This window comes from Paenibacillus lautus NBRC 15380 (assembly GCF_004000945.1).
Taxonomy (GTDB): domain Bacteria; phylum Bacillota; class Bacilli; order Paenibacillales; family Paenibacillaceae; genus Paenibacillus_AQ; species Paenibacillus_AQ lautus.
On sequence record NZ_BIMF01000003.1, the window covers coordinates 404,960 to 419,251 of the forward strand.

16 protein-coding genes are annotated in these 14,292 nt (G+C 51.4%); 6 read left to right on the top strand and 10 right to left on the bottom strand.

Annotated elements, in window-relative coordinates; all coding sequences use genetic code 11:
* Positions 1 to 143: 143 nt before the first annotated feature.
* Complete coding sequence (locus PLA01S_RS08945) at positions 144 to 1,028, top strand: ATP-binding cassette domain-containing protein (RefSeq protein ID WP_127591676.1); 885 nt, start codon at positions 144 to 146, stop codon at positions 1,026 to 1,028.
* On the top strand, positions 1,028 to 1,816 hold the full coding sequence (locus PLA01S_RS08950) for an ABC transporter permease (RefSeq protein WP_164817376.1): 789 nt from the start codon (positions 1,028 to 1,030) through the stop codon (positions 1,814 to 1,816). The genes PLA01S_RS08945 and PLA01S_RS08950 overlap by 1 nt, the downstream gene beginning before the upstream one ends.
* Positions 1,817 to 2,265: 449 nt before the next feature.
* Here PLA01S_RS08950 and PLA01S_RS08955 read toward each other — a convergent pair whose 3' ends face one another.
* The 4 genes from PLA01S_RS08955 to PLA01S_RS08970 form a co-directional block, all read right to left on the bottom strand.
* Positions 2,266 to 3,063 carry a TetR/AcrR family transcriptional regulator gene (locus PLA01S_RS08955; protein WP_127591678.1) on the bottom strand — a complete coding sequence of 266 codons (798 nt, stop codon included), beginning with the start codon at positions 3,061 to 3,063 and terminating at the stop codon, positions 2,266 to 2,268.
* Positions 3,064 to 3,207: 144 nt separating this feature from the next.
* Positions 3,208 to 3,567, bottom strand: coding sequence for a VOC family protein (locus tag PLA01S_RS08960; RefSeq protein WP_127591679.1), 360 nt, complete (start codon positions 3,565 to 3,567; stop codon positions 3,208 to 3,210).
* A gap of 269 nt (positions 3,568 to 3,836) precedes the next feature.
* Positions 3,837 to 4,574 carry an SDR family oxidoreductase gene (locus PLA01S_RS08965; RefSeq protein WP_127591680.1) on the bottom strand — a complete coding sequence of 246 codons (738 nt, stop codon included), beginning with the start codon at positions 4,572 to 4,574 and terminating at the stop codon, positions 3,837 to 3,839.
* Between the two features lie 65 nt (positions 4,575 to 4,639).
* Positions 4,640 to 4,903, bottom strand: coding sequence for an Atu4866 domain-containing protein (locus tag PLA01S_RS08970; protein WP_100539491.1), 264 nt, complete (start codon positions 4,901 to 4,903; stop codon positions 4,640 to 4,642).
* Between the two features lie 200 nt (positions 4,904 to 5,103).
* Between PLA01S_RS08970 and PLA01S_RS08975 the strand changes: the two genes are divergently transcribed.
* Positions 5,104 to 6,033, top strand: a complete 930-nt coding sequence (locus PLA01S_RS08975) for an AraC family transcriptional regulator (RefSeq protein WP_127591681.1) — start codon at positions 5,104 to 5,106, stop codon at positions 6,031 to 6,033.
* Positions 6,034 to 6,140: 107 nt separating this feature from the next.
* Here the strand turns inward: PLA01S_RS08975 and PLA01S_RS08980 are convergent, their stop codons facing one another.
* The 3 genes from PLA01S_RS08980 to PLA01S_RS08990 form a co-directional block, all read right to left on the bottom strand.
* Positions 6,141 to 6,974: a carbohydrate ABC transporter permease gene (locus PLA01S_RS08980; RefSeq protein ID WP_127591682.1), complete on the bottom strand. Its 834-nt coding sequence runs from the start codon at positions 6,972 to 6,974 to the stop codon at positions 6,141 to 6,143.
* Positions 6,975 to 6,990: 16 nt separating this feature from the next.
* A complete protein-coding gene (locus PLA01S_RS08985) occupies positions 6,991 to 7,881 on the bottom strand; it encodes a carbohydrate ABC transporter permease (RefSeq protein WP_100538620.1) in 891 nt (296 codons plus the stop codon).
* 98 nt (positions 7,882 to 7,979) lie between these two features.
* Positions 7,980 to 9,380, bottom strand: a complete 1,401-nt coding sequence (locus tag PLA01S_RS08990; protein ID WP_127591683.1) for an ABC transporter substrate-binding protein — start codon at positions 9,378 to 9,380, stop codon at positions 7,980 to 7,982.
* A gap of 349 nt (positions 9,381 to 9,729) precedes the next feature.
* Here PLA01S_RS08990 and PLA01S_RS08995 point away from each other — a divergent pair, with 349 nt between their 5' ends.
* A complete protein-coding gene (locus PLA01S_RS08995) occupies positions 9,730 to 10,215 on the top strand; it encodes an anthrone oxygenase family protein (RefSeq protein ID WP_127591684.1) in 486 nt (161 codons plus the stop codon).
* On the opposite strand, the gene PLA01S_RS31910 is transcribed toward PLA01S_RS08995, so the two are convergent.
* Positions 10,198 to 10,404, bottom strand: a complete 207-nt coding sequence (locus tag PLA01S_RS31910; protein WP_164817377.1) for a hypothetical protein — start codon at positions 10,402 to 10,404, stop codon at positions 10,198 to 10,200. The two genes, PLA01S_RS08995 and PLA01S_RS31910, sit on opposite strands and share 18 nt — an antisense overlap.
* Positions 10,405 to 10,497: 93 nt before the next feature.
* Here PLA01S_RS31910 and PLA01S_RS09000 point away from each other — a divergent pair, with 93 nt between their 5' ends.
* The gene (locus PLA01S_RS09000; RefSeq protein WP_127591685.1) at positions 10,498 to 11,184 is read left to right on the top strand and encodes a G1 family glutamic endopeptidase; all 687 of its coding nucleotides are present in this window, start codon (positions 10,498 to 10,500) and stop codon (positions 11,182 to 11,184) included.
* A gap of 83 nt (positions 11,185 to 11,267) precedes the next feature.
* Positions 11,268 to 12,155 carry a DUF2268 domain-containing putative Zn-dependent protease gene (locus PLA01S_RS09005; RefSeq protein WP_127591686.1) on the top strand — a complete coding sequence of 296 codons (888 nt, stop codon included), beginning with the start codon at positions 11,268 to 11,270 and terminating at the stop codon, positions 12,153 to 12,155.
* A gap of 75 nt (positions 12,156 to 12,230) precedes the next feature.
* On the opposite strand, the gene PLA01S_RS09010 is transcribed toward PLA01S_RS09005, so the two are convergent.
* A complete protein-coding gene (locus PLA01S_RS09010; protein WP_127591687.1) occupies positions 12,231 to 13,457 on the bottom strand; it encodes an amidohydrolase in 1,227 nt (408 codons plus the stop codon).
* A gap of 52 nt (positions 13,458 to 13,509) precedes the next feature.
* Entirely contained in the window at positions 13,510 to 14,100 is a 591-nt protein-coding gene (locus PLA01S_RS09015) for an ankyrin repeat domain-containing protein (protein ID WP_127591741.1), read from the bottom strand.
* Positions 14,101 to 14,292: the final 192 nt, after the last annotated feature.

Consider the following 14,292-nt stretch of genomic DNA (forward strand, 5'->3'; position numbering starts at 1 on the left):
GCCCCGACACCCTATCCTCCTGTTATCATCATGCAATTCCAAACGCAAAAAATCGTATTGCACAATAACTGTTTATGCTATATACTAATTATCAATTAAACTGTTTATTATATATACAATTAATTAAGGGAGATGTGCTGACAATGAGTAACTATGCTGTTGAGATTCGGCAACTTCGCAAAAGCTTTGGGCACCAAACCGTGCTGGACGGGATCGACCTGAGCGTGCCGCAAGGAAACGTATTTGCTCTTCTTGGTCCTAATGGGGCCGGCAAAACAACCCTGATCAACATCCTGTCCACATTGGTGACGCCCGATGCCGGCAGCGTGAGGATTAACGGATTTGATCTCCGCCATCACAAGCAGGATGTGCAGCAGTCCATCAGTCTGACCGGCCAATTCGCTGCCGTTGATGAAGTATTGACCGCGGAAGAGAACCTGCGGATGATATGCAGGCTGTCCGGTCTATCCGCAGCGGAAGCGCGCCTGCGAACCGCCGAACTGCTCGAACAATTCGATCTCGCTGCTGCTGCCGCCAAGCGCGTGAAGACGTATTCGGGCGGGATGAAGAGACGGCTTGATCTTGCGATCAGCCTTGTCGTGACGCGGCCCGTGCTGTTCCTGGATGAACCGACCACGGGACTGGATACACGCAGCCGCCGTACCCTGTGGGATATCATTCTGCAATTGAAGAGCCAGGGCATCACCATACTGCTGACCACGCAGTATTTGGAGGAAGCGGATCAGCTCGCGGATCGGATCGCGGTCCTGGATGGCGGGCGAGTCGTTGCTGAGGGAAGTCCGGCCGAGCTGAAGACCCGAGTCGGAGGAGAAGTGCTTGAGCTCCGTAACGAACACGAAGAGGTGATTCACAGGATTCCGACAAGCGGCAGCATCGGGGACGTCGCACAGACGCTTCAAGAGTTCACTCGCCTGATACCGAATGAGACGCGCGTAAGTCTTCATAGACCGAATATGGATGATGTATTCCTGTCGCTAACCGACAAGAAATTGGAGGAAATCATATAATGAGAGCAACAGCTTCGAATACAAAAACAACGTCCTTTGCGGTCACCCAGACCGTCTTTATCGGTCGCAGCTTACGTCACAGCATCCAGAACGCAGAGGCGATGATTACAGCAATGATGCTGCCGATCATGTTGATGCTGCTGTTCACCTATGTATTTGGCGGCGCACTCGATCCCAGCGGACAGTATGTAGACTACGTGGTGCCGGGAATCATTCTGCTATGCGCAGGTTTCGGATCGTCCAGCACGGCCGTCGATGTCTCCCAGGATATGACCAATGGCATCATTGACCGCTTCCGGACCATGCCCATTCAAAGCATGAGTGTCATTACAGGTCATGTGGTAGCCAGCCTTGCCCGAAACATGTTGGCGACTGGCGTCGTTATCGCTGTGGCTCTGCTCGTTGGATTCAGGCCTTCAGCCGGACTTCTGGATTGGATTCTCGCCATCGGCTTGATCGCGCTCTTTATCTTTGCTTTCACCTGGCTTTATGCCGCCATCGGCCTCGTTGCAGGCAGTCCGGCAGCGGCCAGCAGCTATGGATTCGCCCTGCTCTTCCTCCCCTACCTCTCCAGCGCCTTCGTTCCTACCGAGACGATGCCGACATGGCTGCAAGGGGTCGCAAGCAATCAACCGATCACGCCGGTGATCGAGTCCATTCGCGGGTTGCTGACGGGTGGTTCTATCCAAGATCACATCGGCTGGGCAATAGGATGGTGTCTGTTCATTCTTGTCGGCTCCATGGCATGGAGCATGTGGACCTTTAAGAGAAAAGCTGGGCGACGCTAAATATGCATAGGGTCGACAGCTATCCAAGGATGCCCCGGACCACGCACCGTGCGCATAATGGAGCAGTGCGCACGATGTAGCATTGCTTTTTTAAGAGCCAATCTGGACACGGCATCTGCCTTCCAGCGAATGTCATGTCCGTCCCGGAACAATATCAACCAAACCCGATGCTTGATAAAACATCCGCTTTGGGCCTAATCAACCAGCAAGAAAAACCGATCCTCAATGCGAGGATCGGTTTTTTTACCCAGCTGCGGCGCGCTTTTACTGCACTCTCTTACGGCAAGCTCTTACTCCACACTCTTACTGCACTCTCTTACGGCAATTTCTTACTCCATACTCTTACTGCACACTCTTATCTGCACACTCTTACGGCACTCTCTTACGGCACTTTCTTTCTTCACTCTCTTATCCACCACGACCTGTAACTGTAACTTTGGCCGATATCATTACTTGTCCGACTTTCCCGGCTGTGTCTTGGTCTGGAGATAATGATCAATGCCGTCCAGAATGCGTTCTAACCCGAAATCAATGTCATTGCCAATCGGATTCACTTCCTCGTTGTCTTCCGTATAGACCCCCGACATCACAACCGGATACAGGAACGGAAACCGATCCGGCTTCATAAGCTGTTTCAGCGCTGCCGTATAATCGATTCCACTGAACTGTTCCGGGGTGGAGCCTGCCTGTATGGCGCGGTCCATATCCCGCTGCATCATGCCGCTTGATCTAGCGTAATTGCTTAACAAGAGAATCAAAGACATCCGCTCATAATCATTCAGCGGGAGATCCGTCATGAACCGCAGACCCCAATCGATAAATCGCAGATTGTTCGGCGTAATGGGAATACCCGTAATCGGAATGTCTCCAAACCAGGGGTGATCCCGGAATACCTGCATCGTCGATTTGACGTAGACCCGCATATTCTCGCGCCAGTCGGCAGAATCTTCCGGCGGAATGGGAATATCGCACGCGGCGTTCTGCATCAGCAGCAAAAGGTCGTCCTTACTGGAAATGTACCGGTACAGCGACATGGCGGTAAAACCCAAGGTGGACGCGATTCGATTCATGGAGACAGCGGAAAGCCCTTCTTTATCGGCGATATCGATAGCCGTGTCCACAATCTGCGACAGGCTCATCTCCCGTTTCGGTCCCCGCTGCGGCGGCTTTACCAATCCCCAGCTAAGAGCCGCCCCTCTGGGCAGCTTGGATCCAATATCCGAATCCATACTCTTATCGTTTGACATAAACAGTGTATCCTTTCTGCATCCTAGCTTCTGATGTCATCGATAATTGTTTATATTATAAACAGTATATCATATATGCTCACCCTTATGTACTGGGTAGCATATAAGCATCAGTGCGGGGATACCGACTTGACCCACGTATACTCAATCATGTGACAGATGCATCAAAATGTTGACCAGCTTCCCGAACGGATCCCGGACAAAAAAGCGTCTTACTCCCCAAGGCTCATCAACGGGTCCATATTCAATGGAAAAGTCTGCCCGCCTCATCGCATCCAGCACAGCCTCTAGCTCATCCACTTCGATCGACAGATCCGGGACGGGCGTGCCGCTGCCTCCCTCGGAAGCAAAGCTGATCTGTATGCTCATCCTCTCCTGCGAGCCATAAGTGGTGAGCCAGCCATGATCCATTAACATATCCAGACCCAGCACATCTTGATAAAACGTCTTGGCTGCGGCGACATCCTTCGTTGCGACATTTGCGACAATGCGTTTTACTCCCAACTTATACTCCTCCATTCATCATGCTAAAAATATCATTACATCTACGTTATACACACCCTCATGTAACTACACGACTAGTATAACAAATCCTTCCAATTGAAAAAACTGTTGAGAGTTAACTCAACAGTTTTTTCGTTAGCTCCCTGATGCAGTTGTTGTTCCCTTCCCTCCATGCAGAAGCCTGGCGGATTGTGCAAATCTCAGCTTTTTCGGTAACATGAACCAACGCTCCCATAGAGGGTTGTTATAGTTAAAGATGTATCTTTCAGTTAAACGGAACTTGCGGTCGGCCTGATGATGATTTCATTCACATCGACTTCCGGCGGCTGCTCGATGGCGTATAAAATCGCATGCGCAATCGAAGTCGCCGGGATGGATATTCTTCGATATTCCTTCATGACCTGTCTGGCCGTATCATCGGAGATACTGTCGGCCAGCTCCGAATCCGTCACGCCCGGCGATATTTGCGTGACCCGAATACCGCTGCCGACCTCCTGGCGCAGGCCCTCCGAGATTGCGCGAACCGCATGCTTGGTGGCACAATAAACGGCTGCGGTTGGCGATACTTCGTACGCACCAATGGAAGCGATATTGATAAATTGGCCAAAGCCCTGCTTCTGCATCACCGGCAGCCCTGCCGCAATACCATGGAGGACGCCGCGGATGTTCACATCGATCATCCGGTTCCACTCGCCCACCTTCAAGGCCTCCAAGGGTGATAGAGGCATGACCCCGGCATTGTTGAGCATGACATCAATCCGCCCGAACTGGCTTACCGCCAAGTCGATGAAAGATTCCATTTGATCGAGATGAGCCACATTCAGCGATTGGTAAACAGCTGAGCCGCCTTCCCCATTCAAAGCGGAAGCAAGCTTCTCCAGCCGGTCCGTTCTTCTTGCCCCAAGAACCACATGGGCGCCATGATGAGCCAGCAACCTGGCTGCCGCTTCGCCGATCCCGCTGCTCGCGCCTGTAATGGCCACGACTTTTCCTTTTACGTTAGACATACAACTCTCCTCCTGATCCTGTTCTGTACTTCCAAGCCAAACCGTCTTCTGCTATAAACGCACGGTTAGTTTTCCCGGTACAATACCATCCCTGCATGATAGAGAACGCCATCCCGAAAATCACCGTCAGCCGTGAATCCGGTATCATCCACATATTCGATATGATCGCCTTGAATGAAATAGCGGCCTTGATAGGCGCTTTTCCGCCGGCCCCGTGCTTCATCATAACGACCGTTCGGCAGCAGCTCGTGGCGGATATATCCGTCCTTGGTCACCCACATGCCTGCATAGGGATGCTGCACCCCATTCGCGTTAAGAGCTGGATCCATTGCACATACCCCCTCATTCCTCTTATCCGATCCTCTTGAATTTCATGAATAACCGTCCTGTCTTCAACCATCGAGGATATTCTTATTATGCGTTCACACAGCATTCATCCGGTAGCCGAATCCACCACGATTCTTGCCTATTCCTGCAAACTTTATTAAGATTAAATCAGATACCATCGGAGGAGGCTTATCGAACCGGGATGTTAGATCATGAAGGAAACAGTCTGCAGAACGAACTTGCAGGATACATAGAAAAATACACGGGTACGGACGGTACGCATGCTACGGCTATAGCCGATCTATCTTTTATACGGGCATCCAACGAGTCGGAAATGATCCACTCGATTCATGAGCCCGCACTGTGCATCGTGATTCAAGGCAGAAAACTAGTCATGCTGGCACAGGAATGCTATTTTTACGACCCGTCCAGTTATCTTGTCGTCTCGCTGCAATTGCCCTTATCCGGCCAAGTGATTCAAGCATCACCGGAGCAGCCCTACCTGTGCCTTCGGCTGGATTTGGATCGACATCAGATCTTCGATTTACTCAAACCCTGCCAAGAGACTCGTCCTAAGAAATCCGACTCCAAAAAAGCCCTGTTTGTCAGCCCGATGAATCAAGCGCTGCTGGATGCCGTCATCCGCCTCGTACGCCTTCTGGATACGCCGGAGGATATTCCCGTCCTTGCTCCTCTGATCACGAAGGAAATTCTTTATCGAATCCTTCAAGAAGAACAAGGCCAATCCCTGAAACAGTTTGCCGTCAGCGGCAGTCATGCGCAGCGGATCGCGGCAGCGGCCCAGTTGATCGAGCAGCATTATAATCAGCCCTTACACATCGCTAAACTGTCCGCAGCCGTCAATATGAGCCCTTCTTCGCTTCATCATCACTTCAAGGAAATCACCGCCATGAGTCCGCTTCAATATCAAAAACAAATCCGATTGCAAGAGGCCCGCCGGCTCCTGCTCTCGGAAACATCCGAAGCCGCGGATGCCGGCTTTCAGGTCGGCTATGAAAGCCCCACTCAGTTCAACAGGGAATATGCCCGCATGTTCGGTTTGCCTCCGATCCGGGATATTAAGCGTCTTCGCGATTCATTGGACCTCGGCCCCAGGCAGGACCATGCTTGATTTGGACAAAACAGCTCACGGTAAAGATTTCGCCAAAGACAAAAAAACGGCATGGTTGCCGTTTTTTCTACTTTGGGCATCCGATGCCCTGCATCCTTTTATTTTCCCTAGCCCTTCGTTCCGCCCTGCAGCCCGAAGCCCTTGGACATGAATTGCTGGGAGAGAATGTACATGATGATCGCCGGGATGGCGTACAGCACCGAGAAGGCGGCCAGGCTGCCGTAATCGACCATGCCATACTGCCCGAAGAACTGATAGAGCTTCAGGGAAGCCGGGAATTTCTCAGGCGACTGCAGCAGGATATACGGGACGAAGAAATTGCCCCAACTGCCCGAGAAGGTAAATATCGCCACCGTACAAATACCCGGAACCATCAGCGGTGCCACGACCTTGCGCATTCCCGTAAACACCGAAGCCCCGTCCACCCAGGCAGCTTCCTCCAGATCGCTCGGCACGGAATCCATGAAATTCTTCATCATCCATATCCCGTATGGCATGGACGACGCTACATAGAACAAGATAACGCCAAAAATGTTGTCATACAGCTTCAGCCCCAGGAACAGCTGGTAAACAGGCACCATCACAGCCGTAATCGGGAGCGATGTCATAAACAGAATGGTCAGCATAAAGGGTTTCTTATATTTCATCTGATAACGGGATAGCGGATAAGCTGCAAGCAGCGCCAGAAGAACAACCAATACGGCTTGGCCAAGCGACATCACCAGACCAATCAGGTAAGCGCGCTGGTTCTCGCTGCTGGTAATCACCTCAACATAATTTGCGCCGGTAACCTTGCTGGGCATCTTCAGCGATTGCATTGCATTCGGATCGACGGAAGCCACGAGCACCCAGAGCAGCGGCAGGACAAAGCAAATGCCGATCCCCGTAAGGATCGCGTACGGCAGAATTCGATAGATTAATTTATATTGTTTGGCATTCATATGATCTCACCTCTGGTTACTCTTTCATCGACCTGATATACAGAAGGCTTAAGACAATCCCGATCAACAGCAGCAGCAGCGAAATGGCGGTTCCATAGCCTAATTGATAGTTTACAAACGCCTGATTGTACATAAAGATCGGCAGGGTTGTCGTGGAGTTGCCCGGACCGCCTCCGGTCATCGCATAGATGAGCCCGAACACCCCGAGCGTCTGTAAAGTAACCAGCATCATGTTCGTTGTAATGGTGCTTTTGATGTAAGGGAGGATGATGCGCGTGAAGATTTTCCACTTGGAGGCTCCATCCACCACCGCCGCTTCCTCGATTTCGTTAGGCACGTCATCCAGCGCAGCTTGAAATACCAGCATCGAGAAAGCCGTGCCGTGCCAAATATTCGCAAGAATGATCGTCAGCATCGGGACGGTAAACAGCCAGGTCACTTCCGAAAATCCAAAAAATGTGATAATCGCATTCAGCGTGCCTTCATCCCCGAAGAAACTGTACAAGCAAAGGGCGCATACAATCTCGGGCGTCACCCAGCCCGCCAGCACAATCGTTCCAATCACCCGCCGAAACGTCTTGTTCCGCTGCTTCATCAGCAGCGCGATTAGAAATCCCAGCACCTGCTGCCCGATCACCGCCGAGCCGATGAGGAAAACCAGCGTGTTCCAGATACTGATTCGAACCGTGGGGTCCTGGAACATCCGGGTATAGTTGTCAAGGCCGATAAACTTGAGCTCCCTCGCCGCTTCGCCGGTTAACGCCAGATTGGTGAAGGAATAGAAGAACGTTAACAGGATGGGATATATAAAAAACACGAGCATAATCGCGATTGAAGGCAGCAAAAAAAAGAGCCAGGTATACGTTTTTCTTCGTTTCGGGTAAACGTCCACGGACAGACTGCTCATGTGTGGTTCTCCTTCCATACGGATGATCTGAAAAACCGCTTGCCCAAGCCTCCGCGATGAATGGAGTGCTTGAGCAAGCTGGTATTGCTTATAGCCGATTATTTCTCCACGATATGATCCGCTCCGACAATGCGGGTAACGTCCTGCGCATATTTATTCATGGCATCCGCAGGCGACGTTCCCGTTGCCACGGACTCCACCATCGTCTGGATTTGAGTCGACACTTCCGGATACTTCTCCTGCGCCGGTCTGAACTCTGCGTTCTGCAGGTATTCGGTCGCGATTTCGTTGAACGGCATTTTCGTATATTCCGGATCCTTAGCAACATCGGCACGTACCGTGATATTCCCCGAGGACATGACAAGCTTCTGAGTATTTTCCTTGTTTAGCGCATACTTGATAAATTCCCAAGCCTCGTCTTTATTCTTGGAGTTGCTTGGAATCGACAGCGCCCACCCTCCGGCCAATGTAATCGACCCAGGGTCCTGCCCTTGGCTGGTCGGCATCGGCGCGAAGCCAAGCACATCTTTGTATTCAGGCCATGGCGCCGCACCTGATTCCATATAGTTGCCCGTAATCCAGGAGCCATCAAGTGAAATCGCCAGTTTGCCCTGCGGCAGGTATTCGCGGGAAGCCGTGTTGCCTGCCTGGCCATTCAATACTTTGGAGAGCGGCGGTCCGAGCTTCTCTTTATTAACCGTCTCCACAAAAGTCAGCGCATCCAGAATGCCCTGGCTTTTCGTAATCCATTTGCCGCTGGCATCGTCATACAGTCTTTCGCCTGTTCCATAAAGCAGCATTTCGTAGGTTTGCATGGAGGTTGCTTCGCCTGTAGCCTTGCCCATGTTCATCCAGATCGGCACAACGTCAGGCGCCTTCTCCTTGATCGTTCGCGCAGCGCTTAAGACCTCCTCCCAATTCTTAGGCTGCCAATCCTCCGGAAGACCCGCTTGTTTGAAAATGTCCTTGTTGTACCAGAGTCCCCTAGAATCCGTATTGTACGGAACGCCATATACCTTGCCATCGCTGGCGGTGACCCCCTTCTTCATCGCTTCGATAAAGGAACCGTTGCCCCAGTCTTCCCACGCTGCCAATTTATCGTCAAGCGGCTCCAGATAACCTGCGCTTGCATCAGAGTTAAGGATAAAGGTATCCTCTGTCACAATATCCGGCGCCGTATCTTTGGACTTGAGCGCCAAGGCCACCTTGGCAAAATAATCGCCTTCCGATGCCTGAATCAGTGTCGGCTTAATCTCTACACTTTTATCGGGGTAACTGGCCGATACTTCCTTGAGCCATTTATAGAACGCTCCGTTCTCACCGATCCCGTCATCCCGAAACGTAACGGTAATGATTTTCTTAGCCGTTTCTCCATCCTTTCCCGGCTCCGGATCACCGGTATCGGCCGGCGTTCCCTTCCCCCCGGTACAACCGAATAACAAAGAAACGCTTAATAAAGCCGTCGTTACTAGCCAAAATCCCCTCTTACCTGACCTCATATGGATCCCTCCTTTTGGCTGCAGCATATTTGATATATTATCCAAAATTTGTATACGCTTACGAGAGCGTATATATAACTCTATTTTGAAAATAGTGTGGATATTCTGAACTTTTTTTCGCATTTTCTCTTCTTATTCTTTATTTTCATAACGGGATATATAACAAACTAACTACCAGAAATAGAAAATATTAATATATTAATTTGGATCTATTGATTGATTATGAAGTTCCTGCATGTTTAGGTCTTTACTTTTGCTGGAAATCCTATTATATTTGTATGTACAAACAATTAAATGACATACTGGAACCATACCCGTAATAACCTATGACATTGGAGGTATACCAACCATGAGTGACCGCTTGATTTTTTTGTTGGCTTTATTCTCGGTAACTGGATCAGGACTCATAGCCGGGCTGTTCTTCGCTTTCTCGTCTTTTATAATGACAGCGCTGGCCCGGATTCCGAACGAACAGGGGATCAACGCCATGCAGTCCATCAATGCAACCATACTCAACCCAACGTTCGGTGCACTGTTTACAGGTACTGCCCTAACGAGTATCGTCCTTGCAGTCCTATCCCTTATGCGCTGGGGGGAACCCGGCTCGTTGTACTTGCTTGCCGCCAGCCTGCTCTATTTAGCAGGATTCATCGTAACGATGGCGTTCAACGTCCCGCTAAATGACGCACTGGCCGCCGTTGACCCGGGAAGCAGTGCCGGAGGCGAGGTGTGGAACAACTACCTGAAACGCTGGTTGCCCTGGAATCATGTACGAACCATCACCTCTTTAGGGGCGATGATCCTGTTTGTTTTTGCGCTAAGGCATCTTAACTAGCATGCGATAATGAGGTGTCGATGACCCATAAGCCTTAAATGCCTGTCCATCGTTCCACATGTTATGAAATGCCGATTCAAAACTTGCGCCTGTCGCTTGATCCTCGATGATAACCGAGAAATCGTCGTTCTCTTCCACGGACGATTGAGTTTGCTGCAGGGAGGGCTTCACGAAGGAACAACGGTCCACAAAGCCGTGCAATAACTTTCTAACAGATCACCCATACCAACTCTACCGATTCTTCATTAGATATACTATCAATCTAGTAAAGGCGGTGGAGATATGGGGATTCTCACGATAGATCAGTGGAATCACACATGCCAACTTGACACTTCAGCCAAGCCGCGTCGTAACATCGGATGGATATCAAGCAATTGGATCGGATACAGCATTACTGGAAAAAAAGGGGCTTTCAAACGGATCTCCGCCAAATGGAATGTGCCGTTTGTTCGTCCAAGCCGCGGGGCGTCCTACTCCTCGGCATGGATCGGCATTGACGGATTCGGCAACAGCAATCTGATACAGACCGGAACGGGTCATGAATTCATAGACGGCAAGGCTTATTATTATGCTTGGTGGGAGATTCTCCCCGCCTCGGTTACAATCATCCCGCTGCCCATTCAGCCGGGCGACCGCATGCATGCCAGCATCATCAAGCGCAGCGGCTCGAACTGGTTGATCTGCCTTCGAAACGTATCCCGAAGCTGGACCTTTCGAACATTGCAGCGGTACAACGGTCCACAGACCTCGGCGGAATGGATTGTCGAAGCGCCGCAGGTCAATGGGGCTCTTGCGACCATGGCACGATTATCCCCCGTTGCCTTCTCCTGCTGCCGCGTCAATGGGAAAAGCCCCAAACTCACGGCAGATGATGGAGGCATCATGCTTCAGAATCTAAGCGTTACCTCCATTCCTTCTTATCCGAACCGGGCAGGAGACGGTTTCATTGTCAAAAGCGTTCGTCAATAAGGGGCTTGACCTTCACGCAGCGTAAAGGATTATCCTCATGATTATACGGAGCAGCCATGCTCCGGTAAGAGGAGGAAATCAACATGCAATTGATCGCTATCGATACACTAACCCATCAACAACAAGCTTTGAAATCTGCGCCTGAGCTGCGGAGCTCCGCATATGAACAGCTTGTGAATCAGCCGCTTCAGCCGTTTATGGACACGATACGTAAGCGTATGCCTCAAGGGCAGGACGATTACGATATGACGCAGCTGCTGGGATTATACCGCTTGGCCACTCATCCTGAAGAGGCGCTCCAGGCTTTGTACCGACTTGAACAAGCCGGCTCCTGGAGCCGGTGCAAGGAAGCCGTAATGAAGGCTTATACTGCATTGAAACCGCAAGCTCACGGCATTGAGCTGGGGGAATTGCTCTTCACCCTGGCGCTCGGTGATCATGAGCGGTTCGGCCCGCATCCCGGATATACAGGCTCAGGGGGAACGCCGGGGCAAATCATGGTCGTTGTGTGGCCGAACGATTATAATCTGCCAAGGCTCGCAGCCATTACGGCACATGAATTCCATCATAACGTCCGGCTCTCTTACGAGCCATGGAGCGCAGAGACAACGGTCGCTCAATACCTTGTGCTGGAAGGACTCGCCGAAGCTTTTGCCGCCGAGATGTACGGGGAGGATCACTTGGGACCCTGGGTTCATTCCCTGGACGAGGACCAGCACAGCGAGCTCCTGCCGCGCTACCGGAAAGCGCTGCATATAACCGGGTTCAATGAGATACGAGGTTACATGTTCGGGGATCTGGAAGGGGACTTTTACGGGTTCACGAAGATGGGCATTCCGACTTATGCGGGTTACGCCATCGGCTATCGGATCGTAACCGAATATTTGAGGCAGAGCGGTAAATCCGTGGTGGAGGCTACTTATATTCCCTGGAAGGAAATCATAGCGGAGTCTCCCTACTTCAGGGAATAACAACTCCGTAGCCCATTAACCAACAACAGCCGCTGCACACCGGAAAAAGCCCGGCATGCAGCGGCTGTTTCTATATCATGATTCGTAAACCGGTTTTCCCTTGAACAGCACGGCCCGGCGGCGTGACCTCCTGGCAACGGCTTCTGCGGAGCAGCTGGCTTCTACGATCACCGCGTCCGCCGCATCTCCGACATTAGGCCAGGCATAACGGCCGTCCTGTTCTAACGGCGTCACGCCACCTGTAATAAACCCGAGAGCCTGTCCGAGCGAACGCTCATCGTACATATGGAAGCGTTCGGCCAGCGTGCCCGCCTTGTCCAGATTATCCCCTTTGCCAAACGGGGACCAATGGTCCATAATGCTGTCTTGCCCAAGCGAAATGTCTACGCCGCAGCGGTGCAGCTGCGGGATCGGGATGGTTCGGCCAAGCGGTACGGAAGAGGTGACGGAAATGCCCAGATCCGCCAACCGAATCGCCACTTCATCCACTTCGCTGGGTGAGACGTCCGCGAAAGCCAGCGCATGGCTGAGCGTCACTCTCCCGTTCCAACCCGCTTCCTCCGTAAGGTCAGCCACATACTTAAAGGTATTCAGCCCTACATGCGACGACTCATGCAGGTGCAGGTCAATGCCGGCGTTGGCTTCAACCGCCAGCTCCATCACGGTGTTCAGTGATTTCTCCATGTTCTCATCCACCGTTGTGGGATCCAGACCACCAACAAGCGCTGCTCCGTTCCGGAGCGCATCCCTGACCAGGGAGACGGACTGGCTGCGAAGCAAGCCGTGCTGAGGAAATGCTACAATCTCAACAAAAGCTTTTTCCCTGTATCCTTCAACCGCCTGCAAGGTGGCCTCTAAATTTCTCAAGCCGACAACAGGATCCACATTGCAATGGGAGCGGATATGGGTAGACCCGTAGCGCAGCAGCAGATCCAGCAGTCCCTCCGCTCTTTCCTTGGCGGTAGGAAGAAGCTTCGGAAGCAGTCTCTCTTCCTCCTCGATTCGGCTGAATATTCCGTGAGCCGGACGGCTCGGTGCCTTCCAAGGGCCTCCATAATAGGTTTTGTCCAGGTGGATATGCATATCCCTAAATGATGGGAGCATCAGATCCCCCTTCATGTCCCGAGCCGGCAATAACGTATCAGGCAAAGCATCCGCCGGGCGGATCTCTGAGAAAGCCCCATTCTCTATTTTCATATGAAAAAGTCCCGTTTCTGTTCCGGTCACAACGTCATCCTCGCAGCGATAGCCTGTTTCCAGACGGACATTCAGCAGCCAATATGCAGTGCTCTGTTCGTTCATAGCGTTCATCCCCTTCTCGCTTATACTGCCTTCTATTTGACTTGCTCTTGGTTTATAGCGTCGCATCCAATAGGATGCGTTCGATCTCTTGGTATCCCCGCTCTCTGGCATGCTGCAGGGGAGTTACGCCATTCCCGTCGGGAATCCGAGGGTCCGCTCCATGATCCAGCAGCAGCTTCACGATACGCTGATAATTCTCGCTGCCGTCACCCAGAATGACAGCCTCCAGCAGTGCGGTCCAGTTCAGATTATTGATATGGTTCACATCGACGTCGGTCCGGGTCAGCAGCTCCTGAACAATCTTCACATGTCCGCGGTCAGAGGCCGGAATGAGAGCCGTCCCGCCATAACGGTTGGTCAACGTCACATCCGCATCGGCATCGATCGCCAACCGCAAAATTTCCGTCATTCCCTCTGCACCGGCATACAAAAATACATTGTTTAGTTGATGATCCCGAATATTGATATCGGCGCCTGCCTGGATCAAAGCCTCTACCGTTCCAACATGATTATGATAGGTTGCAGCCATCACGGCCGTTCTTCCCTGCTCATCCGTCGCATTGATGTCTGCGCCGGATTGAAGAAGCTGTCGTACTTGCTCCGTATTGCCTTGCTCGGCATATTCAATGAGTTCACGATTCATATTCTGCCCCTCTTCTTTCTCCGGATTGGGTTGACAGGCCGACAGGAAAAGGATCAATAGAATGGCTGATAAACGCAGCACTCGATGCTCCCTCCTCTTTCTATCGTGTATATTGGTATGCTAACATGAGACAGAACCATATGAAAAATACTTAAAAAATTGAATTCACTAAGGTTTTTCATATACAAGGAG